This window comes from Brevundimonas sp. EYE_349, assembly GCF_023147505.1.
In the GTDB taxonomy this organism is placed as follows: domain Bacteria; phylum Pseudomonadota; class Alphaproteobacteria; order Caulobacterales; family Caulobacteraceae; genus Brevundimonas.
On sequence record NZ_JAHXPB010000005.1, the window covers coordinates 208,630 to 230,608 of the forward strand.

Below are 21,979 nucleotides of genomic sequence, written 5' to 3' on the forward strand. Positions count from 1 at the left end.
AATCATGGGGCTGTTTGTTGAATGTCGCGTCTGCTCGCCTTTGTCTCCGCCGCCGCTCTCCTGGCCACCCCTGTCATGGCCCAGTCCGTTGACCGGGTCGCCATCAACGGCATCATCGACCAGGGACTGAACCAAAGTCAGGTGATGCAGAACGCCGCCTATCTGACCGACCGGATCGGCGGACGGATGACCAACTCGCCTCAGATGCGCGAGGCCGAGCAGTGGGCGCAACAGCAGTTCCGCAACTATGGCCTGTCCAACGTCCGGGCCGAGGGTTTCGAGTTCGGACGCGGCTGGTCCATCGTCCGCTCCAGCGCCCGGATGACGACGCCCCGCCCGCTGGACCTGCGCGCCATCCCGGTGGCCTGGACGCCCAGCACCAACGGAACCATCAGCGCGGGCGTGATCGTCGCCCCCCTGTCCAAGGTCGAGGATTTCGACAAATGGCGCGGCAAGCTGTCGGGCAAGATCGTCATGATCTCCCTGCCCGGCACGGGGTCGGAACCGACTGAACCCGCATTCCGCCGCCTCAGCGCCGCCGACCTCGCCGACCGCAACACCTACGTCCAGCCGCAGTATTCGCCCGAGGCCATCCGCAAGTCGCTGGAGACCGCCGACTTCGCCTCGAAACTGGACGCCTTCCTGGTCGAACAGGGCGCCCTGGCCTGGGTCCGCATCTCCCAGCGTGACGGCGGCCTGCTGCACGGCACGGGCTACACCTATCAAATCGGCGCTACGCCGAAGCTGGCGGGGATGGAGCTAGCGGCCGAGGATTATCGCCGTCTGGCCCGCCTGGCCCTGACCGACACGCCGCCGACGCTGGAGCTGAACAGCGAGGTGCGTTTCCATGACGAGGACGTCAACGCCTACAACATCCTGGCCGACATCCCCGGCACGGCGCGCGGCACGGAATACGTCATGGCCGGCGCCCACCTGGACAGCTGGGTCGCCTCGGACGGCGCGGTGGACAATGCGGCGGGCAGCGCCGTGGTCATGGAAGCCGCGCGCATCCTGAAGACCCTGGGCGTCCAGCCCAAGCGCACCATCCGTTTCGCCCTGTGGAACGGCGAGGAGCAGGGCATCCTCGGCTCTCTGGCCTACGTCGATCAACATCTGGCGACGCGCGCGCCGTCAAACGATCCCGCCCTGGCCCATCTGCCGAACAACCGCACCTGGCGCAGCCGCTGGCCGGTCCAGCCGCGCGCGGGCTATCGCGATCTGGTCGCCTATTTCAATCTCGACAACGGCTCGGGCAAGATCCGGGGCATCAACGCCGAGGGCAATGTCGCCGCCGCCCCGATCTTCCAGGAATGGCTGGCCCCCTTCGCCAGCATGGGCGCCACCACGGTGTCCCTGCGTCCATCCGGCGGAACCGACCACGTCTATATGCAGACGGTCGGCATTCCGGGATATCAGTTCATTCAGGACCCGCTCGACTATTCCAGCCGCCTGCACCACACCAGCATCGACAGCTATGACCACCTGAAGGCCGAGGACCTGCGTCAGGCGGCCATCATCCTGGCCAGCTTCCTGCTGAACGCCGCCAACCGCGACGCCCCCCTGCCCCGGATGCCGCTGCCGACCGAGCCGACCCCGAGCGACCCGTTCGAATACCGGGCGGACTGAAACGAAAAAGGGGCGAGGAAATCCTCGCCCCTCATCAATTAGAAGGCTTCAGGCGCGCTCGACGCACAGGGCCACGCCCATGCCGCCGCCGATGCACAGGGTCGCCAAACCCTTCCTGGCGCCCGAACGCTTCATCTCGAACAGCAGGGTCGTCAGGATGCGCGCGCCCGAGGCGCCGATGGGGTGGCCGATGGCGATGGCGCCGCCGTTGACGTTGACCTTGGCCGGATCGAGGCCCAGCTCCTTGACCACGCAAAGGCTCTGGGCGGCGAAGGCCTCGTTGGATTCGACCAGATCGAGATCAGCGACGCTCCAGCCCGCCTTCTCCAGCGCCTTTCTGGATGCCGGGATCGGTCCCGTGCCCATGATCGACGGATCGACGCCCGCCGTGGCGTAGGAGGCGATGCGGGCCAGCGGCTCCAGCCCGCGCGCCTTGGCCTCATCGGCGCTCATCAGCACCAGAGCCGCGGCGCCGTCGTTCAGGCCCGAGGCGTTGGCGGCGGTGACGCTGCCGTCCCTGGTGAAGGCCGGACGCAGCTTCTGCATGGCCTCGATGGTCGCGCCGTGGCGGATGTATTCGTCCTGGTCGACGATGACGTCGGCCTTCTTGCCGGGGATGACGACGGGCGTGATCTCATCGGCGAACTTGCCGGCCTTCTGGGCAGCCTCGGCCTTGTGCTGGCTGGCCAGGGCGAACTCATCCTGGGCCTCCCGGCTGATCGCCCACTTTTCGGCGATGTTCTCGGCGGTCTGGCCCATGTGATAGCCGTTGAAGGCGTCCCACAGCCCGTCCTTGATCATGGTGTCGACGAAGGCGACATCGCCCATCTTGTGACCATTGCGAAGCTGCTGGGCGTGCGGCGCCTGGCTCATGCTTTCCTGACCGCCCGCAACCACGATCTTCGCATCCCCTAGCGCGATCTGCTGTGCGGCGAGAGCCACGGCGCGCAGGCCCGAGCCGCAGATCTGGTTGATGCTCCAGGCTGCGGCCTCCTTCCTGACCCCTGCGCCCACGGCGGCCTGACGCGCTGGGCCTTGCCCGGCGGCGGCCTGCAGCACATGGCCCAGGATCACCTCATCGACCTCATCGCCGGACACGTCGGCGCGCTCCAGCGCCGCCTTGATGGCGATCTCGCCGAGCTTGGACGCCGGCAGGGCGGCCAGCCCCCCCATGAACGATCCGACCGGCGTGCGGGCGGCGGAGACGATGACGACCTCGGTCATGGGATTTCACTCTCTAGGGAATAAAGATGCGTGGCCGTTTTGCCGCATCGCGGCGGCTTCGTCACCTGCGACGAGGCGCCCACCGGCTGATTCAGCGCTTCGTCACCCTGTCGGCGCATTGTGGCGGAACGATAAGCGCGATCTGGGATTGGATTGGCCATGCTGCGCACGATCAAACGTCTTGTCGCCCACGTCTGCACGCCGGACGAGCTGGACATGATCGACCATTATCCGACGCGGGCGGAAAAGCTGGCGGACCTGTGGGTCCATGTTGTCGGACTGATGCTGGCGGCGGTCGGCGGGATCATCCTGGCGGGCCTGGCGGGGGTCTACACCGGCATCGGCGGGGTGCTGGCCACCGCCATCTATGCGCTGTGTCTGGTGGGAATGCTGACGGCCTCCACCATCTACAACTGGACCAACCCCTGCGCGGCGCGGCCGGTTCTGCGGCGGCTGGACGAGGCGGCCATCTTCCTGATGATCGCCGGCAGCTACACCCCCTTCACTACCCAGCGGTTCGAGGGGGTGTGGGCCGTGGGCTTCACCACCCTGATCTGGACCTTGGCCTTCATGGGCGCGGGCGTGAAGCTGTTTGCGCCACGCATCTCGGATCGGTTCTGGAGCGGGGTCTATGTCGTCTTCGGCTGGCTGGCGGTCGCCGCCCTGAAACCGATGGTCGAAACGGTTCATCCGATCGCCCTGGCCCTGCTTGTGATCGGCGGGCTGATCTACACCGCCGGGGTCTTCGTCTTCATCAGCCCCAAGGTCCGTTTCCGTCGCGCCATCTGGCATGGGTTCGTCGTGACCGGCGCCACCGTGCATTGGGCGGCCGTCTTGGTCGGCGTCGTCCTGGCCCCGGCCTTGACGCACTGAGAAAACGCTCAGCATCCGGCGCATCGTCGCCCCCTCTGGCGCTTGAGCGCGCAAGGGGGGATAGTGATGCGTTGCAACATCGCGAGAACAAGCGTGGCTGACGAAAAAACCAAGGGTGGAAACAAGGATGCGACCGAGACGGTCGTGATCAAGAAGTATGCGAACCGACGCCTCTACAACACGCGAACCAGCGCCTATGTGACGCTGGAAGACCTGGCGACCATGGTCCGCGAGGGTGTCGAATTCGTCGTCTACGACGCCAAGACCAACGACGACCTGACGCGCCAGATCCTGACCCAGATCATCTTCGAGGAGGAAAGCCGGGGCGAGGCCCTGCTGCCGGTCCAGTTCCTGCGTCAGCTGATCGGCTTCTACGGCGGCCAGATGCAGGGGGTTCTGCCCTCCTATCTGGAGATGTCGCTGGCCAATTTCGGCAAGCAGCAGGAACAGTTCGCCAGCCAGATGAGCCGCGCCTTTGGAACCGGCGCGGGCGCCAGCTTGATGGAGGACGCGGCCCGCGCCAACATCGCCATGTTCGAACGCGCCATGCAGATGTTCCCCGGTTTCGGCTACGCCCGCGCCGAACCCACCGCCGAAACGCGCGCTGAACAGACCGCTTCACCAGAGCCGGCCGCGAGCGCGCCTGACGCCCTGGACGAAATGCGCCGCCAGATGGACGAGATGCGACGCCAGATCGACAAGCTGGCCAGCGCCAAGCCCAAATGACCGACCGTATCGGCGCTGTCGGCGGGCCCGAGCGCATCGAGCGGCGCGAGGGCGAACGGCGCGAGCGCGAGCGGCGCGCCAACCCGCCCTCGCGCGATCTGGTGGCCCTGGATGCGCCCGAACTCCAGGCCAAGACGCAGGACCGCCCGGCAAGAGCTGCCGTGCAACCGGCCGCCGAACCCGGCGCGGCCGCCTTCGTCGCCCAGCAGATGGGCCAGAGCGGCCAGAAGCGCGGCCTGCGCGGCGGCCCGCCCGTGCTGGACGCGGCCCGCTCCGCCTATCTCGGAACTGAATATTCCGGCGCGGCCGAGCGCCGCCCGACCACGGGCAGGACGACCAAGACCGACATCTGACCAGGCGGCACGGGGTTTGCTGGAGGCGCCGTCACACGCCTCACGTCGGACCCGATCATGCCCGCCGCCTTCAGCCTCGCCGCAAAATTCTTCGACGTCGCCGTCGTGGCCCTGATCTTCTCGGCCTTTTCCTAGGCACACGCGCCTTCGGCCGTCGGCCTTCGTGAGGTCGCCGGGCCCCACGTGCCGGAGAGGTCACGCCCCGCCGAAGTCGAAATCTTTGCGTGAGGCGATGATGGTGACGATGAAGCCGGCCAGCACGTCCAGCAGGATCATCGTCACGATCAGGAAGAAGGTCGAGGTGGCGAAACCCGGCAAAAGCAGGAACTCGATCAGCACGCCGATGAACAGGATCATCGACAGGGCGTGATTGATGATGGCCACCCGCTGGCTTGACGTCGACTTCAGCAGTTCGAAGAACAGAAGGATCAACCCCAGGAACAGGATCAGATCGCCCGAACCGATGGTCCATTGCGCGCCGGACGTCATGGTGACGGCGAACAGCGGATCGCGCAGCAGCACGTCGGCCTGCGCCACGCCCGCGTCGCCAGAGCCGCCGAACAGCACCACGATATTGTAGAGGACCACCGGGATCAGCAGCAGCGGAATGGCGATCAACATGGTCGGTCCTCTACGCGACCCGCCCCCCGGGCTCTTCGCGTCCATTCCTTATGAATAGCCCCGTTTGCGACACGCCGCCACAGGGCCGCCGCGGTCCCGTCGTCCCAATCAGGACGGGGGAAAGCCGCCCGCCCGGCTGAGCGCCGAGGGCGCCGGTCGGCCGATGGCCTGACCGATCCAGCGCGCCGTCTCGATCAGGGCGTCCAGGTCATAGCCCGTCTGGAACCCGCCGCGCTCCAGCATATAGACCAGGTCTTCGGTGGCGATATTGCCCGTGGCGCCGGGTGCGAACGGACAGCCGCCGACGCCCCCGACTGAGGCGTCCAGCACGTCGATCCCAGCCTGAACCCCGGCATAGGCGTTGGCCAGGCCGGTATTGCGGGTGTCGTGGAAATGCAGGCGCAGGGTCGCGCCGGGGGCTGCGGCCCTGGCCGCCTCGACCTTCCGCGTCACCGCCCAGGGATCGCCGGCGCCGATGGTGTCGGCCAGACCGATCTCCCGGACGCCCATCGCCGCGATGGCCCCGACCATGTCCGCGACCTGATCGACCGAGACCTCGCCGTCGAACGGACAGCCCCAGACGCAGGAGATCATGGCCGACAGCGACGGCGCGCCTTCGGACGCCTCGGCGTTGTGCCGCCGCGCCACGATGTCCGCCAGCATGCCCAGTTGGTCCTTCACAGCCAGGCCCTGGTTCTTCAGACCGAAGCCGTCCGTCGCGGCGACCGAGACATTGACCTCGTCCACCCCGGTCGCAAGCGCCCGGTCATAGCCCTTGCCGTTGAGGACCAGGCCGATGCGGCTGCGCTCCGGCTGACGCGGCAGGGCGGCCATGACCTCTTCGGCGCCGGCCATCTGCGGCACATATCTGGGATGGACGAAGGAGACGGCCTCGATCCGTTTCGCGCCCGCCGCCTCCAGCCTGCGCACCAAATCGGCGCGCACGGCGGGCTCGAGAACCGCCTTTTCGTTCTGCAGCCCGTCGCGCGGGCCGACTTCGACGATCTGGATGAAGCGACCCATTACTCGGCTCCCGCGGCGGCGTTGCCGTTTCTGGGCGGCGGCGCATAGACCGTCAGACTGACCTCGTCCCCGGCGGAATAGTTGTAGCCGTTGACCACCCCGACCGCCCGGCCCGAGACGCCCAGGCGCGCGGCGGCGGCGCGGAAGGCGTCGGCGTCACGGCCTTCGACGATGGCGGGCCGGCCCTCGGCCAGGGCTTCGGCGGCCCCTTGCGCGTCAGTCAGTTCGGTGTCGCGTCCGGTCAGGAAGACGAAGCTGGGCTCATGGAAGCCGGTGATGGCCACGGGGCCCGGCGTGCGGCCTTGACGCGGATGCAGGTCGGCGGCCTCCAGCGTCCGCTCAAGCTGGGGCGCGATGGCCAGGGGGCGCAGTTGGCGGATGGTGCCGGCCAGCGCCGCGTGCGCGACGATCCCGAAGGCCAGCGAGGCGATCAGGGCCGCGACCGGCGCCCGGTTCAAAAGCAGGAAGGCTCCCATGGCCCCGGCCGCCAGAGCCATGACCACTGTCAGCGCCGCCCAGGTCTGGGCGGTTGAGGTGCCATAGACCGTCAGCCCATACACCGTGATGCCGATGATCAGGATCGCCGCGAACCCGGCCAGGATTGCGCCCGTGATGCGCGAAACCTTGCCGATGGGCCGGGCCAGGGCGGCGGCGGCCAGAAGCGCCAGCCCGCCGAAGGTCGGCAGGGTGTAGTGCCACAGCTTGGTCGGCGCGAGTTCGAACATCAGCCAGCCCGGCAGCACCCAGCAGACCAGGAACCGGATCGCCGGCTCGGCCCGCCGGTTCCAACCCGTCGAGACGGCGGCGGGCAACAGAAGGGTGGAGGGGAAGAACAGCAGGGGCGCCAGCAACAGATACATGCCGGGGAAGCCCGAATGGCTCTCATGGGCGCCGGCGATCTTGGGCGCGAGATCGCCCCCGATGGCCTCGCGCCAGAAGCCGCCGTCGGTGGCGATGGTGATGGCGATGGCCCATGGCCCCACCATCAGGGCGACCAGCGGCAGTCCCCAGCCCCAACCGAGGCGATAGAGCCATTTGACGTTCCGGTCCCAGATCGACACGGCGATGACGGCCAAGGCGATGACCAGAAATCCGATGGGCCCCTTGATCAGGACCGACAGGCCCAGCCCCGCCCAGAACAGGAATTTGTGCAGCCGTTCCGGCCGCTCCCCGGCCCGGGTCGCCATATAGATGCGCGCCAGGGCCGCCATGGCCAGGGTGGTCGCCCCGCACAGCATGGCATCGGTCTTGGCGATGCCCGCCTCGGTGGACAACAGGAAGGTCGCCCCCATGATCGCTCCGCCGAGGAAGCCGACGCGACCGCCCAGCATCGCCGACCCGGCCCAGGCCACCGCCCAGGCCGCCAGCACTGCGCCCAGCAGGGACGGAATCCGATAGGGCGCGATCTGGCGATCCTCGACGTCCGAGGTCAGGGCCACCGCCGCCGCCTGCAGCCAGTAGATGCCGACCGGCTTCTTCCAGCGCGGCTCGTCCTGGAAGCGGATATCCACATAGTCTCCACTCTCGACCATCTGGGCCGTGGCCTGGGCGAAGCGGCTCTCGTCGCGATCCAGCGGCGGCATCAGCAACAGGCCCGGCAGGCCGGCGATCAGCGTCAGCAGGGCGGCGAACAGCGGCCCCCTCCAACCGGCGATAAGGTGATCCAGGTTCAGGCGGTTCATCCGAGCGTCGTATCACGCCCACGACGCTCGCCGGAAGCGCTCCCTCGCAGGACCGCCCGTCATCTGGCGTCCGAACGACGGAGAGGCGGCGCGGCCGCGCGCCCCCGCCCCGCCCGCCCGCCATGAGACGCAAGGTCGCACCGTCCGTTTCACTCGCGCCCGCGGATGCGCTAAGGAGCCACGAATGATCGACCGCGCCGCCTCCGCCCCCGACATCTCCGTCGTCGTGCCCGTTCACGACGAAGCCGGCGCCGCCGTGCCTTTGGCGCGCGAGATCGCCGCCGCCTTCGCCGGGCGTTCGTATGAAATGATCTTCGTGGACGACGCCTCCAAGGACGCGACCCTGGCCGAATTGAAGGCCGCCATGACCGAACTGCCGGCCCTGCGCGTCCTGTCTCATGGAACGAATGCGGGCCAGAGCCGTGCAGTGCGCACCGGCGTCCTGGCGGCGCGCGGTCCCGTCGTGGTGACCATGGACGGCGACGGTCAGAACCCGCCCGCCGACGCCCCACGCCTGGTCGACGCCCTGATCGCGGCGCCCGCCGACGTCGGCCTGGTCGGCGGCCGCCGCGCCAAGCGTCAGGACACCCAGGCCAAACGCCAGGCCTCGATCTGGGCCAACCGCATCCGCCGCAAACTGCTCGGCGACGACGCCGACGACACGGGTTGCGGCCTGAAGGCCTTTCGCCGCGACGTCTTCCTGCGCCTGCCCTATTTCGATCACATCCACCGCTACCTGCCGGCGCTGATGATCCGCGAGGGGTTCAAGAACCAGTATCTGGACGTGGACCACCGCCATCGCGAGACCGGCCGATCCAAATACACCAACTGGGGCCGGCTGCGCGCGTCGGTCTCGGACCTGATGGGCGTCATGTGGTTGAAGACGCGTTCGCGGAGACCGGGCGCGATCTCGGAGTTCTAAACGCCGGTCTGTCTCGTCTCCGGCCCCCGTCCCCGCAATCGGGGAGGAGACGGTCGGTCAGGCCGCCTCGGCTCCCGCCGCCTGCTCCGCCTTCCTCAGCGCCGAGGCGCGGACTTTTTCGCTTTCGGACTTCAGCTGGCCGCAGGCGGCCAGGATGTCGCGGCCGCGGGGGGTGCGGATAGGGCTGGCGTAGCCGGCCTTGTTCAGGATGGCGGCGAAGCGCTCGATGGTCTTCCAGTCCGAGCATTCGTATTCAACGCCGGGCCAAGGGTTGAACGGGATCAGATTGATCTTGGCCGGGATGCCCTCGATCAGCTTCAACAGGGCGCGCGCCTCCTCGGGGCTGTCGTTGACGCCCTTCAGCATGACGTATTCGAACGTCACCCGCCGCGCATTGGACAGGCCCGGATAGGCCCGGATCGCCGCCATCAACTGTTCCAGCGGATATTTCTTGTTCAGCGGCACCAGCACGTCGCGCAACGGGTCGTTGGTCGCGTGCAGGCTGATGGCCAGCATGGCCGCCGTGCGGTCGCCCAGCGCCTGCAGCTGCGGCACCACCCCCGAGGTCGAGACCGTGATCCGGCGGCGCGACAGGGCGATGCCCTCATTGTCCGAGATGATGTCGATCGCGTCGGAAACGTTGTCCAGATTGTAGAGCGGCTCGCCCATGCCCATGAAGACGATGTTCGACAGCCGGCGGTCTTCCTTGGGCGACGGCCATTCGCCCAGGTCGTCGCGCGCCACCTGAACCTGGGCCACGATCTCGGCGGCGGTCAGATTGCGAACCAGCTTCTGGGTGCCGGTGTGGCAGAAGGTGCAGTTCAGGGTGCAGCCCACCTGGCTGGACACGCACAGGGCGCCGGCGCGGCCCACGTCGGGGATATAGACCGTCTCGATCTCGATGCCCGGAGCGGTGCGGATCAGCCATTTGCGCGTGCCGTCCTTGGACACCTGGCGCTCGACCACCTCGGGGCGGGCCAGGGTGAAATGCTCGGCCAGCTTGGCCTGCATGTCCTTGGCGACGTTCGACATGGCGGCGAAGTCGATCACGCCATAGTGGTGTATCCAGCTCCAGACCTGGCTGGCCCGCATCTTGGCCTTTTCGGGCGGGCAGACGCCGGCGTCGATCAGGGCCTGGCGCAGGCCCGCGCGCGTCAGGCCGCTGAGGTTGACGGGCGCCTTGACGGCGGGCGCGGTAGAGACGCGCGAAAGATCGAGCGTGATGCTCAAGGCGGCGATCCTGCGTGAGGTTGAGCCGGCCTATATAGCACGGATCCCGGCGATTGCATGGCCGGGGCGGATTCGGCCGCCCTAGAGGCCCACGTCCCAGACGCCGGCGTCGCGCATCCGGGTCTCCTTCGCCTCTTCGGCCCGGCCGCCCATGTCGCGCGCCATGCCGCGAATGGCGGTCGAGACGGTGGCCTTGTGCACCCCTGGAACCACGGCGTGGATGAAGGCGGCGCCGGCCAGGCCCATCAGTTTGAAACCGAAGCGGGCGGAGGCGGCCATATGCTCGAAATAGGTTTCGCCCACCTCGCGCGGATGGTCGCGGAACAGCCGGGCGAACGGGGTCGCGGCGGGTCGGCTGCGGTCCATCGTCGTCTGGCTCATGGGGGGTTCCTGGTTCGGCGTCGGCCGCATGGTCACGCCGGACGGCTGCAAAAGCAAGTCCCGCCCACCCCCAACGAACCCATCGTCAGGGGCGAAAACTCCGTCTAGGGTCGGGGTTCGATCAAGGGAATGCTCATGCCGATCCGCTCCAAGGCCGTCTCCTCCGTCGCCCTCGCCCTGGCCCTGGCGGCCGCCGCGACGCCCGTCCTGGCGCGGCCCGTGGCTCAGGCCGACACGCGCGCGGCCGCCGCCGGCCTGCCCTATGACGCGCGGCGCGGGGTGTTCAGCTTCTCCTCGGGGCTGGAGGGCTCGCTTCCGGCGGTGGTGCAGGTCACCACGCTGGGCCAGTCGCGCGGCCCCAGCTCGGATTCGACCGACCCCAAACCCTACGCCTCCGGCTCGGGCGTCATCGTCGATGCGGCCGAGGGGCTGGTCATCACCAACAACCATGTGGTCGAGGGCGGTCGAAAGTTCACCGTGGACCTGACCGACGGCCGCCTGTTCGACGCGGTTCTGGTCGGGGCGGACAAGGCCACCGACATCGCCGTGCTGCGCATCACTCCCGACGGCCGTCCGCTGAACCTGAAACAGGTCCAGACGGTGGATTCCGACACCCTGCGCACCGGCGACCTGGCCTTCGCGGTCGGCTATCCGTTGGGTCTGGACCAGACCCTGACCATGGGCGTCATCTCGGGCCTGAACCGCTCGGGCCTGGGCGACGCGGTCGAGGACTATATCCAGACGGACGCGGCCGTGAACTCGGGCAATTCGGGCGGACCGCTGCTGGACAGCCGGGGCCGGTTGATCGGCATCAACACCTCGATCCTGTCAGGCGGCCTGGGCGGCGGCAACGACGGCATCGCCTTCGCCGTGCCGACGCGCATCATGCTGTATGTCGCCGACCAGCTGAAGAAGAACGGCGAGGTCAAGCGCGGGCAGACCGGCGCCATCTTCGGCTCCTTGAACGCCGAACGGGCGCGCGAACTGCATCTGGGCATCGTGCGCGGCGCGGTCGTCGCCGATGTGGGCCCCGGTTCCCCGGCCGAGCGCGCGGGCCTGCGCCACAACGACGTCATCACCCGCCTGCAGGGCCGGCCGGTCGCCAACGCCGGATCGGTCAACGCCACCGTGGGCATCGCCGCGCCCGGCTCGGACCTCAGCGTCTCCTATCTGCGCGACGGCCGCGACGCCACGACCTCGCTCAGGGTCGAGACCCCGTCCGACCAGGCGGTGACGATCGGCGCCCGGTCGGTCCTGGCCTATGGGGCGACCTTGCGAAATCAGGACGGCGGGGCCCAGGTCGTCAGCGTCCAGGCCGGCTCTGCGACAGCTCAGGCCGATCTGACGGCCGGCGACCTCATCACCGCCGTAAACGGCGCCCCGGTCGCCGACGCCCGCGCCGTCGCCACGGCTCTGCAGTCCGCAAGCGGCGCTGCAGTCTTGACGGTGTCGCGAGGGGGAGAGACCCAGACCGTAACGCTGAACCCGTAAGGGTCGACGTTCCGTCGGGCTCCAGACAGCGAAACGCCCGCCTTGCCAGGGAGGGGGAGGGGAAAGGCAGGGCGGGCGCTCGCTTGGAGGAAGCATCGGCCGCCGGAGCCCGTAAACTGGAAACATCCAGGGGGGCTGGGGGGGCTGTTCAGGATCCGGGACGCTTCCGAACTCCGACGAGCCGATGATCGATATTTCGTCGGCCATACAGGCGGGCGAAGGACCGAAACGGGGCCATTTCGTGTCTGCACCGGTTTTCTTCAGAGCGCGGTCCGACCGCGGCCTCCCAGGCTCTGGCGTCGCCCACGGCGCGGCCTAAGTTGAAGGACATGAGCATGACCCCTCTCGACGCGACGCCCGCCGCCGGCCCCGTCTTCTTCGACCGTCGCGAACTGGACCCGATCCTGCGGGTCTATGGCCGGATGGTCGCCCAGGGCGAATGGCGCGACTACGCCATGGTCGGCCACAAGGACTTCGCCGAGTTCGCCGTCTTCCGCCGCACCGGCGACGCCCCCGCCTACCGCATCGAGAAACGCCCCGCCCTCCAGACCCGCCAGGGCCAGTGGGCCGTCATCGGCGAAGGCGGCCAGATCCTGCGCCGCGGTCGCGACCTGGCCCAGGTGCTGCGGGTGTTCGATGGACGTAAATTTCAGGTAGTGGACTAGGTCAACGTCGCGCGGGCGGCGTCACGTCGCGGATCCGCGCGCCCTGCACCTCCCACAGTTTGTCACCCGCCATGGTGTAGATCGGCAGTTGGTTAAGCAGCGACAGGAAGACGTGGACCTCCAGCGGCTGAGACGCGACCACGACACTCGTCACAAGGCCCACCGTCTGCCCGCCCCGCTGAGCCTGACTGCGATCCATGTCGAGGCAGCCGCCGGACAGTTGCTCGCGCTTCTCGACCGTTTGGCCGTCCGCGCTGATGTGAAATCGGTAGTGGCCGCCCATCGGAACGACATTCGGCTGCGTGGTCGACGCCAACAACCACACCAGCCATCCCGGCCGTTCGGGATCCTTCAGCATCACCGCATTGTAGCGCGCCGAGCAGCGCAGCGGACCGATGGCCTGGGCGGCGGTATTACGCGCCGCGAACTGCGCGACGTCATCCGCTGACAGCACAGGGTTTGCGGCGTCGATGACAGGACCCGCCTTTAGCTGGGAATCGACCACCACGTCCTTGAAAGCCTGTGGCGCTGCGGGTTCGCCCGACAGGAATCTGACGCGCTGACCACTGCCGTCTGGCGTCACGATCCAACCGATCACGCCCTGCGGCGGCTGGCCGCCCGACGCCGCAAGAAGAGCGTCCGTCGCGCGGGCGGCGGCTACGTCCTGACGCCATATGGCCGTGCCAAGACGCCCCGTTTCTGAGATCGAGAAAGCTTCCACCGGTACGGGACGGTCCTGCGCCAGAACCGGCGCGGCGCAAAAGGCCGACACGGCGAACAACAAGCCGAATGCGCGATGCATCATTCCGCAACCCCCTCCCATCCTTTCGCGAGAATTGCACACAACCCTCGCGCCGCATAACCCTAAGCCAAAAAAAAGGGCCCCGCGAGGGGCCCTTTCCGCATCGGTCTTTCCAAGACGCCTAGTTCCGGTTGCCGCCCATGAAGCGCAGCAGGAAGAGGAACAGGTTCACGAAGTTGATGAACAGGCTCAGCGCGCCGTAGCTGGTGGCGACGCCAAGGGCGTTCCGGTCGCCTTCGATCGCATAGTAGCTCATCTTCAGGCGCTGGGTGTCGAAGGCGATCAGACCCGAGAACAGCAGCACGCCGGCGGCGCTGATGATCCAGTAGAGGACGCCGTTCGGCCAGAACATGTTGACCAAAGAGGCGATGATCAGGCCGATCACGCCCATGATCAGGAAGGTGCCCATCGGCGAGAGATCGCGCTTGGTGGTGTAGCCGTACAGGCTGAGACCGCCGAAGGCCGCCGCCGTGACCAGGAAGGTCGAGGCCACGCTGGCGCCGGTGTAGATCAGGAAGACCCAGCCCAGCGAAGCGCCCATGGTGGCGACGACCAGCCAGTACAGCACATTGGTCGCGCCGGCCGTCGGATTCTTCATGAAGAACATCGAGCCGAAGATCAGCACCAGCGGGGCGAATTGGATCGCCATGCCCAGGATCGTCATGCCCATCCGCCCGTCGGGGCCGACGGTGTAGAGCAGTTGTTGAACGGCGGGCACGTTGCCAGTCGTGTAGGCCAGCGCCGCGGCGACCACCAGGCCCAGCGCCAGCTTGTTATAGACGCCCAGCATGAAGCTGCGCAGGCCGGCGTCGACCGACATGTCAGCCGTTTGCGGCATGGGACGGGCGTAGCCGTTGTTGAAATCGCTCATGGCGACGAACTTTCTCCGATTGGCCGGAGAGGCGTCTCCGGTCACAAGCCTCGAATATCGTGAGCCGAGGCCTTCACTGCAAGGAAAACCAGGCTTGGAGGCTTGTGTTCCCGCCGCTACCTTCCGTCGCATGGTTCGTCTGTTCGCCGCCCTGACCCTGCCGCCCGATGTCGCCGACACGCTGACGCGCCGCCAGTCGGGCCTGCCCGGCGCGCGGTGGCGGCCGCTGGAGGCGCTGCACGTGACCCTGGCGTTCTATGGAGAGATGGACGAACGGCGCGCCGACGACCTGACCTCGGAACTGGCGCGCGTGGCCGGCGCCCCCTTCGAGATCGCATTGAAAGGCGTCGGCGCCTTTGGCGACGACCACCGCAGCCACACCCTGTGGGCCGGGGTGGAGACGCCCAATGAACGGCTGTCGGTCTTAGCCGGGCGCTGCAAGGCGGCGGGCCAGCGCGCGGGCGTGGCGATGGAGGCGCGCGACTATCGTCCCCATGTCACCCTGGCCTATCTGAAGCCCCAGACCAATCCCGACCGCATCGGCGCCTGGATGGCCGGGCACAATCTGCTGCATTCGCCGCCGATCCGCATCGACCGCTTCGGCCTGTATTCCAGCGTCCTGACCGAAGGCGCCAGCCATTACGAACTGGAACGGGAGTATCCCTTGTGAACGACGCCTACGCCGTTCCACCCCATGTGATCCTGGGCCCCACGCTGGAAACCGAGCGGCTGATCCTGCGTCCGCCAGGGATTGAGGACTTTCCGCGCTGGGCCGACTTCATGGCCGACGCCGAAACCACCCGCTTCATCGGCGGCGTCCAGCCCGCGCCGCAGGTCTGGCGTCTGATTTGCACCGTCGCCGGCATGTGGGCCCTGACCGGCGAGGCGATGTTCTCCATCCTGGAGAAGTCGACCGGCCGATGGATCGGCCGGATCGGCCCGCTGCACCCCTATGGCTGGCCCGGCCGCGAGGTGGGCTGGAGCCTGCACCGCGACGCCACGGGCAAGGGTTATGCGGTCGAAGCCGCCGCCGCGACCCTGGACTACGCCTTCGACGTGCTGGGCTGGGAGGATGTGATCCATTGCGTCGCGCCCGACAACGCGGCCTCGGCGGCGGTCGCCGCGCGGTTGGGATCGCGCAATCGCGGCCCCGGCGTCCTGCCCGAGCCGCTGCAGGACGACGTCGTGGACCTGTGGGGCCAGACGCGCGCGGAATGGGCGATCAACCGACAGGCTTTGGGGCGCTGACAACCGATCACGGCTGCAATCCGTATTCCCTTCATACCGAACGAGGATCGCCCGTGTTCCGCGCCAGCCTGATCGCCGCCTCCGCCGCCCTCGCCTTCCTGCCCGCGACGACCTTGGCCCAGGCGTCCAGCGTCGATCTGGATCGGTTCGACGGCCGCTGGTTCGAGATCGAACGCAATCACAACACCATCCAGAAAGACTGCAGCCGCGCGCAGATCGACTTCGCCCCGCTGGGCGCCGCCGACCGCTACGCCATCGCAGTGGCCTGCACCCGTCTCGCCGACGGCAGGGTGGAGGTGTTGCGCGCCAACGCCCGCGTCACCGACACCACGACCAACGCTAAGTTCCGGTTCAGCCTGACCGGCCTGCTCAGTTTCGGCGGCTTGGCGGGTCAGAACTACTGGGTCTACGACCATGCGCCGGACTACAGCTGGGCCATCATGGGCCTGCCGGACAAGTCGAACTGGTGGATCTGGCACCGCAATCAGAACGCTTCCCAGGTCGAGCGCGACCGCATCCTGGTCCGCGTCCGCGCCCTGGGCTTTCCCACTGGGCGACTGGTCCACACCGGTCTGTAAAGGCGACGCTTGCGATGGGAACGTAGGCGGAACATAAGCTTGCGGCATGTCCGCCGCCGTCCATCTCGAACTTGTCTTCAGCCGCCCGGAGACGACCCTGTCGGTGACGCGGGGCGCTGCGCGTCTACTGATGGACATGGGCTATGCGCCGCTGTTGGAGGTGTGCCTGCCCAACGGCCGGCGGGCCGACGTTATGGGGATCGGGCGCAAGGGCGACATCGCGATCTGCGAGGTCAAGTCCGGCGTCGACGACTATCGCGTCGATCGCAAATGGCAGGAGTACGGCCCCTTCTGCGACGCCTTCTACTTCGCCGTGGCGCCCGAGTTTCCGCAGACCATCCTGCCGGGCGAACCGGGTCTGATCGTCGCCGACGGCTTCGGCGGGGCGGTGGTGCGCCCGGCGGGCGTCACGCCGCTGGCGCCGGCGCGCCGCAAGGCCCTGACCCTGGCCTTCGCCCGGCTGGGCGCCATGCGGACGATGCGGGACTAAAGCCGGCGGAACAGGGCGGTTTCGAATCCTTCGGCGATCAGCCGCGCCTCGACCTCGGCGAGTGGTTCGATGACCACTCCCTTGCCGCCCGTGGCGTGGATGATCCGCTCGCCGTCCAGCATCAAGGCCGAATGACCGGTCCAGTCTTGATCGCCTTTAGGCGCCCGCCAGACGACGATGTCGTTGCGCCGGGCGTCGCCGGCGGCGATCGCCCGTCCGAGCAGCGCCTGGGCGTCCGACCGGCGCGGGCCGGCCAGGCCGCAGGCCAGCAGCGCCTGCTGCACCAGGCCCGAACAGTCGGTGGAGATCGAGGATCGCGCGCCCAGGACATGCGGTCTCCCCAGCAGTCGCTCGGCCACCGCGACCAGATCGGTCTCGAAGAGGCCGACAGGGCTGAGATCGCCCGCATCCAGCCCCTCGCGCCCCTCGATCACCAAGGCGTTCAGCGGCAGGGCCGCGTCCACGGCCGCCACCCGATGCGTCGCCAGAGGCGCACCGGCCGACAGACTGTCGGCCACCACCCAACCGACCACGCCATCGCGCCGCGCCCGGCCCCAGGCCCGGCCGTTCGACCGTTCCAGAACGTCGAAAATTTCGCCATGCAGCAGCTGATCGATCCGCACTTCGGCGTCCGACAGCACGTCCGCCACCGCCACGCGGCAATGCATCGCCTCGGTCGCGCGATAGGCCTCGGCGCGCACCAGACCCTCCAACGCCTGTTCGGCGAGGTCGGGACGGGCGAGGCGGTCGCCGGGCGGAACAAGATCGAGGACGTCGGTCAACGTGAACTCGCGTGATTGAGCCCACAGCCTTATCCCCCGATGGCTTAGGGGCCGTTAACGCGCATCGCTTTTTCGAAGGAAATCAACAGAACTGCGTTCTTCGGCTGCCCGCCCATCTTGAAGCGTCGCCGCAAGCGCCCACGTCGGAAAGCATTGCGAATGCGGGGGTGGAGCGTATCGTGCTGGTGTTTCTCTTGTTGTCGATCCTGTTCGGGCTGACCGCCTTTGATCGCAGCGCGGCGGGCGAGGCGCTGCGTCGCGCCCTGGTCCAGGCGCCCGCGCGTATGCTGGGGCGGGTGGCGCGCGGCCAGATCATCGGCCTTTTGCTGGTCGCCGTAATGATAGTTGTCGCGACCCTTGTGTTCGAGGCCGAGGGATTGAAGCTGGCGGCGATGGCGGCGCCCGACCTGATCGGCTGGGTGTTGATGTTCGACGTTACGGTCCTGTTCGACCTGATTATGTCGGCCATCAGCCTGAAAGCCTTGGCCGGCTGGCGCGGCCTGTCCCATGTCGCGACCGCCCTGCGAAGAAGAACCCTGCAAAGGATTGAGCGTCTGGGCGCTCGCCAAGTCCGACGCCCTCGCAAGCCACGCCGCTCGCGTCCGCCACGCCCCGGATCGGATGAGGCCGAACCGGGTCTGGTCTTCGCCTAGGACCAATCGACATTCAGTCGGTCGAAATCTTAGATCGTCATTCCGGGGCGGAGCGAAGCGAAGAACCCGGAATGACAGTATCGGGGCTGAATGTGGATCAAGCCTAGCGCTTACCCCGGATAGCGCTGCTTCAGCATGGCGTAGCACGCGCGCAAGGCCTGGGCCTCGCCGCCTTCGGGCCAGCCGGGCCGCGCGCGCGGGTTCCAGGCGAAGATGTCCATGTGCGCCCAGGCGCCGGTCGCCGGGGCGAACTTCTGCAGGAACAGGGCGGCCGTGACCGATCCGGCCTGGGCCCAGCCGGCCGGGTCGTTCCTGAGGTCCGCGATCTCCGCGTCCAGCGCCGCGCGATAGCCGGACCACAGGGGCATTCGCCACAGCGGATCGCGCACCTCGGCCGCCGCCGCCAGCAACTGACCGGCCAGCGTCTCGTCATCAGTATAGAGCGGCGGCAGCTCCGGCCCCAGGGCGATCCGCGCCGCGCCGGTCAGGGTGGCGAAGTCCAGCGTCAGGTCCGGCTCGTGCTCGCCCGCCCGCGTCAGGGCGTCGGCCAGAATCAGCCGGCCCTCGGCGTCCGTATTGCCGACTTCGATGGTCAGCCCTTTTCGGCTGTTCAGGATGTCGCCGGGGCGGAAGGCGTCGCCGGACACCGAATTCTCCACCGCCGCCACGATCACCACCAGACGCACCGGCAGGTCCGCCTGCATCAGCAGTCGCCCCAGAGCCAGGGCATGGGCTGACCCGCCCATATCCTTCTTCATGTTGCGCATGCCGGCGGCGGGCTTCAGATCCAGCCCGCCGGTGTCGAACACCACCCCCTTGCCCACCAGGGCCACCAGCGGCAGGTCGGTCCGGTCCAGCTTCCAGCCGATCTCGATCAGCCGCGGCGCGCGGTGCGGGGCGGCGGCGCGGCCGACGGCATGGATAGCCGGGTAGTTTTCGTCCAGCAGGGCGTCGCCCTTCGTCACCGCGATGTTCGCCCCGGCGCTCTCTGCGATCTCACGCGCGATGGTCTCGATCTGCAGCGGTCCCATGTCGGCGGCGGGGGTATCGACCATCTCGCGCGCCAGGGCGCAGGCGGCGGCGATGCGCGAGGCCTCGGCCGCGTCCAGCCCTTCGGGCGCGACCAGCCTGACCGGCGCCCGATCCGGCCGCGCCTTGTAGCGGTCGAACACATAGGTCCCGAGCAGGAAGGCCAGGGTTGCCTGATGGGCCGCGTCCGCCGCCTCGATCTCCAGCCGATACAGGCCGCCCGGCAGGCGCGCCGACAGGCCCCGCGCCGTCATCGGATCGAACACTTGGCCCGCGCCCATCAGCACCTCGGCCGGCGCGCCGTCGGCGCCGGCGACGACCAGCAGCTGTCCCGCCTTGCCCTCGAACCCGTTCAGCGCCGCCCAGCGGCCCGCAGCGCCGTCCAGGGCCTGACCTGCCGATACGATGCGGATCGGCACGGCGTCCGCGCCGTCGGCGGCGGCGGCGGCGACCAGAAGGGGATGCAGGGCGGACATGGGCGGCCTCGAAACGCGGTTAACCATTGGTTGACGCAGAGCGGCGACCCTGAGCGCGCTAAAGACCCAAGGACCGTTCGGACCTTTCCCATGTCGCCCATGCCTGTCCTGATCGCAACCGTCGCCCTGACGGGTCTGACGACGACCCTGACCGTCGCGCCCGCCATGGCCGCCGATCCCGCGCCGGTCGCGGCCCAGCAGCAGCGCGCGTCCTCGTCGGCCGAGGTGCGGGCCACCTATGATCGGATGGATGCGTTGTCGCGTTCGGTCTTCTGGGCTTCGGAGCAGCAGGCCGATCCAACCAATGCGGTCGCGGGCGTCAAACTGGCTCAGGCCCTGCGCGAACTGGGCCGCTACGACCAGGCTGCCGAGGCGGCCCAAGCCACGCTGAACATGAAGCCGACCGACCTGGACGCCCTGCTGGAGCTGGGTCGCGCCCATATTGCGCGCGGCCAGGCGTTTTACGGCGTCGCCCCGCTGGAGAAGGCGCGCGACCTGGCGCCGCGCGACTGGCGGGCCTATTCGCTGCTGGGCGTGGCCTATGAGCAGGTGCGGCGCTTCGACGACGCGCGCGCCGCCTGGAACCAGGCGCTGGTCCTGTCGCCCAACAACCCCGACGTCCTGGCCAACGCCGCCACCGCCGCCCTGACGCAAGGGGATGCGCCGGGCGCCGAGACCCTGCTGCGTCGCGCCGCCGCCCAGCCGACCGCCTCGGCCAAGGTGCGCCAGAACCTGGCCCTGGCGCTGGGTCTGCAGGGCAAGATGGGCGAGGCGGAGCAGATCCTGCGCCGCGAACTGCCGCCGGAACAGGCCGAACAGAACCTGCGCTGGCTGCGCGCCCGCGCCGCGCCGGGCGCGACGCCGACCACCGCGTCGGCTCAGGCCCCCGCCCCGACTGCGACGACCGACACGGCCCGGACTTGGAATTCGCTGCAAGGCGGGTGATCCGACCGTTGCGGCGGCCGCCCGCGCATGGTGGATGAGGCCATGACTTTCCTCCCCGCGTCCCGCGCCTATCAGGCCTTCCTGTTCGACATGGACGGCACGTTGATCACCTCGACCGCCGCCGCCGAAAGGGTCTGGACCCGCTGGGCGGAGCGGCACGGTCTGGACGCGGCGGCTTTGCTGTCCGTCATGCACGGCGTGCGGGCCGTCGACACCATCCGGCGCCAGAACCTGCCCGACATCGACCTGAACGCCGAGGTCGCCTGGGTGGAGCGCGGCGAGATCGAGGATGTCGAGGGCGTGGCGCCCATTCCCGGCGCCATCGATTTCATCGCACGCCTGCCGCCCGACCGCTGGGCCGTGGTGACATCCGCCTCGGTCCCGCTCGCCCGCGCCCGGCTGAAGGCCGCCGGCGTCACGCCGCCCGCCGTCCTGATCACCGCCGAGGACGTCGAACGCGGCAAGCCCGACCCCGCCGGCTATCTGAAGGCCGCCGTCACCCTGGGCTTCGACATCGCCGACTGCCTGGTGTTCGAGGACGCCGAGGCGGGCGTCCAGGCCGGCGAAGCGGCTGGCGCCGACGTGGTCGTCGTCACCGCCGCCTGGACCCACCCGCTGGAGACGGATCACCCGAAGCTGGTCGACTATGCGGACGTGACGCTCGAGGTCGGCGCGGACGGCGCCCTGACTGTAAAAATCTAGGCGGCCATTCTCTCTCCATGCATCCGGGAGGGAGAGGTTTCGCAGCGGCGGCGAACAGCCTATCTTCGCCCCATGATCGACGATCTCTACAGCGCCCGTATCCTGACGTTGGCGGCGAACCTGCCGCACGCCGGCCGGCTGCCTCAGCCGGACGGCACCGGTGAACGGACAGCCAAGCTGTGCGGGTCGCGGGCGACGGTGGATGTGACGCTGGACGATCAGGCCCGCGTCGCCGGCTTCGCCCAGGACGTGAAGGCCTGCGCCCTGGGTCAGGCCGCCGCCGGGGTGCTGGGCCAGCACGTCATGGGCGCAGCCGTCCAAGACATCCGGGATGCGCGCGACGCCATGGTCGCCATGCTGAAGTCTGGCGGCGACGGCCCCGTCGGTCGGTTCGAGGATCTGCGCCTGCTGAAACAGGTCGCCGACTATCCCGCCCGCCACGCCTCGACCCTGGTGTCGCTGGAGGCGACGCTGGAGGCCATGAACGCGGCGCTGGCCGCCCGAACTCGCCTCGCCGGCGCGGCCTGACGGGCACGACCGGTTGATCCCCCTTCTGTGACAGGGGATAAGCGCGGTGAACCCTCAT

The 21,979-nt window shown here is 68.5% G+C and carries 25 protein-coding genes; 15 read left to right on the forward strand and 10 right to left on the reverse strand.

The annotated features are described in order from the left end of the window. The first annotated feature begins 21 nt into the window (after nt 1–21). A complete protein-coding gene (locus KZX42_RS11195; RefSeq protein ID WP_248119421.1) occupies nt 22–1,626 on the forward strand; it encodes a M20/M25/M40 family metallo-hydrolase in 1,605 nt (534 codons plus the stop codon). A gap of 48 nt (nt 1,627–1,674) precedes the next feature. Here the strand turns inward: KZX42_RS11195 and KZX42_RS11200 are convergent, their stop codons facing one another. Beyond that, the gene (locus KZX42_RS11200; RefSeq protein WP_248119422.1) at nt 1,675–2,850 is read right to left on the reverse strand and encodes an acetyl-CoA C-acetyltransferase; all 1,176 of its coding nucleotides are present in this window, start codon (nt 2,848–2,850) and stop codon (nt 1,675–1,677) included. Between the two features lie 159 nt (nt 2,851–3,009). Here KZX42_RS11200 and KZX42_RS11205 point away from each other — a divergent pair, with 159 nt between their 5' ends. From KZX42_RS11205 to KZX42_RS11215, 3 genes are all read left to right on the forward strand, one after another. Then, entirely contained in the window at nt 3,010–3,723 is a 714-nt protein-coding gene (locus tag KZX42_RS11205) for a hemolysin III family protein (protein WP_248119423.1), read from the forward strand. Nucleotides 3,724–3,816: 93 nt separating this feature from the next. Continuing rightward, complete coding sequence (gene phaR, locus KZX42_RS11210; RefSeq protein ID WP_248119424.1) at nt 3,817–4,449, forward strand: polyhydroxyalkanoate synthesis repressor PhaR; 633 nt, start codon at nt 3,817–3,819, stop codon at nt 4,447–4,449. Then, a complete protein-coding gene (locus KZX42_RS11215; protein ID WP_248119425.1) occupies nt 4,446–4,802 on the forward strand; it encodes a hypothetical protein in 357 nt (118 codons plus the stop codon). The genes phaR and KZX42_RS11215 overlap by 4 nt, the downstream gene beginning before the upstream one ends. Before the next feature lie 195 nt (nt 4,803–4,997). On the opposite strand, the gene KZX42_RS11220 is transcribed toward KZX42_RS11215, so the two are convergent. From KZX42_RS11220 to KZX42_RS11230, 3 genes are all read right to left on the reverse strand, one after another. After that, nucleotides 4,998–5,423: a hypothetical protein gene (locus KZX42_RS11220; protein WP_248119426.1), complete on the reverse strand. Its 426-nt coding sequence runs from the start codon at nt 5,421–5,423 to the stop codon at nt 4,998–5,000. 108 nt (nt 5,424–5,531) lie between these two features. After that, a complete protein-coding gene (locus KZX42_RS11225; protein ID WP_248119427.1) occupies nt 5,532–6,446 on the reverse strand; it encodes a hydroxymethylglutaryl-CoA lyase in 915 nt (304 codons plus the stop codon). After that, a complete protein-coding gene (locus KZX42_RS11230) occupies nt 6,446–8,128 on the reverse strand; it encodes a glycosyltransferase family 39 protein (protein ID WP_248119428.1) in 1,683 nt (560 codons plus the stop codon). The genes KZX42_RS11225 and KZX42_RS11230 overlap by 1 nt, the downstream gene beginning before the upstream one ends. A gap of 184 nt (nt 8,129–8,312) precedes the next feature. On the opposite strand from KZX42_RS11230, the gene KZX42_RS11235 reads away from it, so the two are divergent. Beyond that, nucleotides 8,313–9,050, forward strand: a complete 738-nt coding sequence (locus KZX42_RS11235; RefSeq protein WP_248119429.1) for a glycosyltransferase family 2 protein — start codon at nt 8,313–8,315, stop codon at nt 9,048–9,050. Nucleotides 9,051–9,107: 57 nt separating this feature from the next. Here KZX42_RS11235 and rlmN read toward each other — a convergent pair whose 3' ends face one another. After that, nucleotides 9,108–10,280, reverse strand: coding sequence for a 23S rRNA (adenine(2503)-C(2))-methyltransferase RlmN (gene rlmN, locus KZX42_RS11240; RefSeq protein WP_248119430.1), 1,173 nt, complete (start codon nt 10,278–10,280; stop codon nt 9,108–9,110). 81 nt (nt 10,281–10,361) lie between these two features. Next, entirely contained in the window at nt 10,362–10,661 is a 300-nt protein-coding gene (locus KZX42_RS11245; protein WP_248119431.1) for a DUF6356 family protein, read from the reverse strand. Nucleotides 10,662–10,796: 135 nt separating this feature from the next. Between KZX42_RS11245 and KZX42_RS11250 the strand changes: the two genes are divergently transcribed. Beyond that, nucleotides 10,797–12,152 (forward strand): trypsin-like peptidase domain-containing protein, encoded by a 1,356-nt coding sequence (locus tag KZX42_RS11250; protein WP_248119432.1) that lies wholly within the window; start codon nt 10,797–10,799, stop codon nt 12,150–12,152. Nucleotides 12,153–12,481: 329 nt separating this feature from the next. Then, nucleotides 12,482–12,817, forward strand: coding sequence for a DUF2794 domain-containing protein (locus KZX42_RS11255; protein ID WP_248119433.1), 336 nt, complete (start codon nt 12,482–12,484; stop codon nt 12,815–12,817). A 1-nt stretch (nt 12,818) separates the two neighbouring features. On the opposite strand, the gene KZX42_RS11260 is transcribed toward KZX42_RS11255, so the two are convergent. Together KZX42_RS11260 and KZX42_RS11265 are read right to left on the reverse strand one after the other, a co-directional pair. After that, complete coding sequence (locus KZX42_RS11260; RefSeq protein ID WP_248119434.1) at nt 12,819–13,622, reverse strand: hypothetical protein; 804 nt, start codon at nt 13,620–13,622, stop codon at nt 12,819–12,821. 118 nt (nt 13,623–13,740) lie between these two features. Further along, nucleotides 13,741–14,490 carry a Bax inhibitor-1/YccA family protein gene (locus tag KZX42_RS11265; RefSeq protein ID WP_248119435.1) on the reverse strand — a complete coding sequence of 250 codons (750 nt, stop codon included), beginning with the start codon at nt 14,488–14,490 and terminating at the stop codon, nt 13,741–13,743. 130 nt (nt 14,491–14,620) lie between these two features. On the opposite strand from KZX42_RS11265, the gene thpR reads away from it, so the two are divergent. Genes thpR through mmcB form a run of 4 tightly spaced genes read left to right on the forward strand, consistent with a single transcriptional unit; the run spans nt 14,621 to nt 16,806 of the window. Beyond that, nucleotides 14,621–15,160, forward strand: coding sequence for an RNA 2',3'-cyclic phosphodiesterase (thpR, locus tag KZX42_RS11270; protein ID WP_248119436.1), 540 nt, complete (start codon nt 14,621–14,623; stop codon nt 15,158–15,160). After that, complete coding sequence (locus tag KZX42_RS11275) at nt 15,157–15,738, forward strand: GNAT family N-acetyltransferase (RefSeq protein ID WP_248119437.1); 582 nt, start codon at nt 15,157–15,159, stop codon at nt 15,736–15,738. The genes thpR and KZX42_RS11275 overlap by 4 nt, the downstream gene beginning before the upstream one ends. 53 nt (nt 15,739–15,791) lie before the next feature. After that, nucleotides 15,792–16,316 (forward strand): lipocalin family protein, encoded by a 525-nt coding sequence (locus KZX42_RS11280; RefSeq protein ID WP_248119438.1) that lies wholly within the window; start codon nt 15,792–15,794, stop codon nt 16,314–16,316. Nucleotides 16,317–16,362: 46 nt separating this feature from the next. Further along, nucleotides 16,363–16,806 carry an MmcB family DNA repair protein gene (gene mmcB / locus KZX42_RS11285; RefSeq protein ID WP_248119439.1) on the forward strand — a complete coding sequence of 148 codons (444 nt, stop codon included), beginning with the start codon at nt 16,363–16,365 and terminating at the stop codon, nt 16,804–16,806. On the opposite strand, the gene KZX42_RS11290 is transcribed toward mmcB, so the two are convergent. Continuing rightward, entirely contained in the window at nt 16,803–17,588 is a 786-nt protein-coding gene (locus KZX42_RS11290) for an NlpC/P60 family protein (protein WP_248119440.1), read from the reverse strand. The two genes, mmcB and KZX42_RS11290, sit on opposite strands and share 4 nt — an antisense overlap. A gap of 179 nt (nt 17,589–17,767) precedes the next feature. Between KZX42_RS11290 and KZX42_RS11295 the strand changes: the two genes are divergently transcribed. Then, on the forward strand, nt 17,768–18,241 hold the full coding sequence (locus KZX42_RS11295) for a hypothetical protein (protein ID WP_248119441.1): 474 nt from the start codon (nt 17,768–17,770) through the stop codon (nt 18,239–18,241). Between the two features lie 110 nt (nt 18,242–18,351). On the opposite strand, the gene KZX42_RS11300 is transcribed toward KZX42_RS11295, so the two are convergent. After that, nucleotides 18,352–19,746, reverse strand: a complete 1,395-nt coding sequence (locus KZX42_RS11300; protein WP_248119442.1) for a leucyl aminopeptidase family protein — start codon at nt 19,744–19,746, stop codon at nt 18,352–18,354. Nucleotides 19,747–19,836: 90 nt separating this feature from the next. On the opposite strand from KZX42_RS11300, the gene KZX42_RS11305 reads away from it, so the two are divergent. The 3 genes from KZX42_RS11305 to KZX42_RS11315 all read left to right on the forward strand — a co-directional run bounded on the left by KZX42_RS11305 (nt 19,837) and on the right by KZX42_RS11315 (nt 21,921). Then, nucleotides 19,837–20,691: a tetratricopeptide repeat protein gene (locus KZX42_RS11305; protein WP_248119443.1), complete on the forward strand. Its 855-nt coding sequence runs from the start codon at nt 19,837–19,839 to the stop codon at nt 20,689–20,691. A 42-nt stretch (nt 20,692–20,733) separates the two neighbouring features. Further along, the gene (locus tag KZX42_RS11310; RefSeq protein ID WP_248119444.1) at nt 20,734–21,393 is read left to right on the forward strand and encodes an HAD-IA family hydrolase; all 660 of its coding nucleotides are present in this window, start codon (nt 20,734–20,736) and stop codon (nt 21,391–21,393) included. A 72-nt stretch (nt 21,394–21,465) separates the two neighbouring features. Beyond that, nucleotides 21,466–21,921, forward strand: a complete 456-nt coding sequence (locus KZX42_RS11315) for an iron-sulfur cluster assembly scaffold protein (RefSeq protein ID WP_248119445.1) — start codon at nt 21,466–21,468, stop codon at nt 21,919–21,921. Nucleotides 21,922–21,979: the final 58 nt, after the last annotated feature.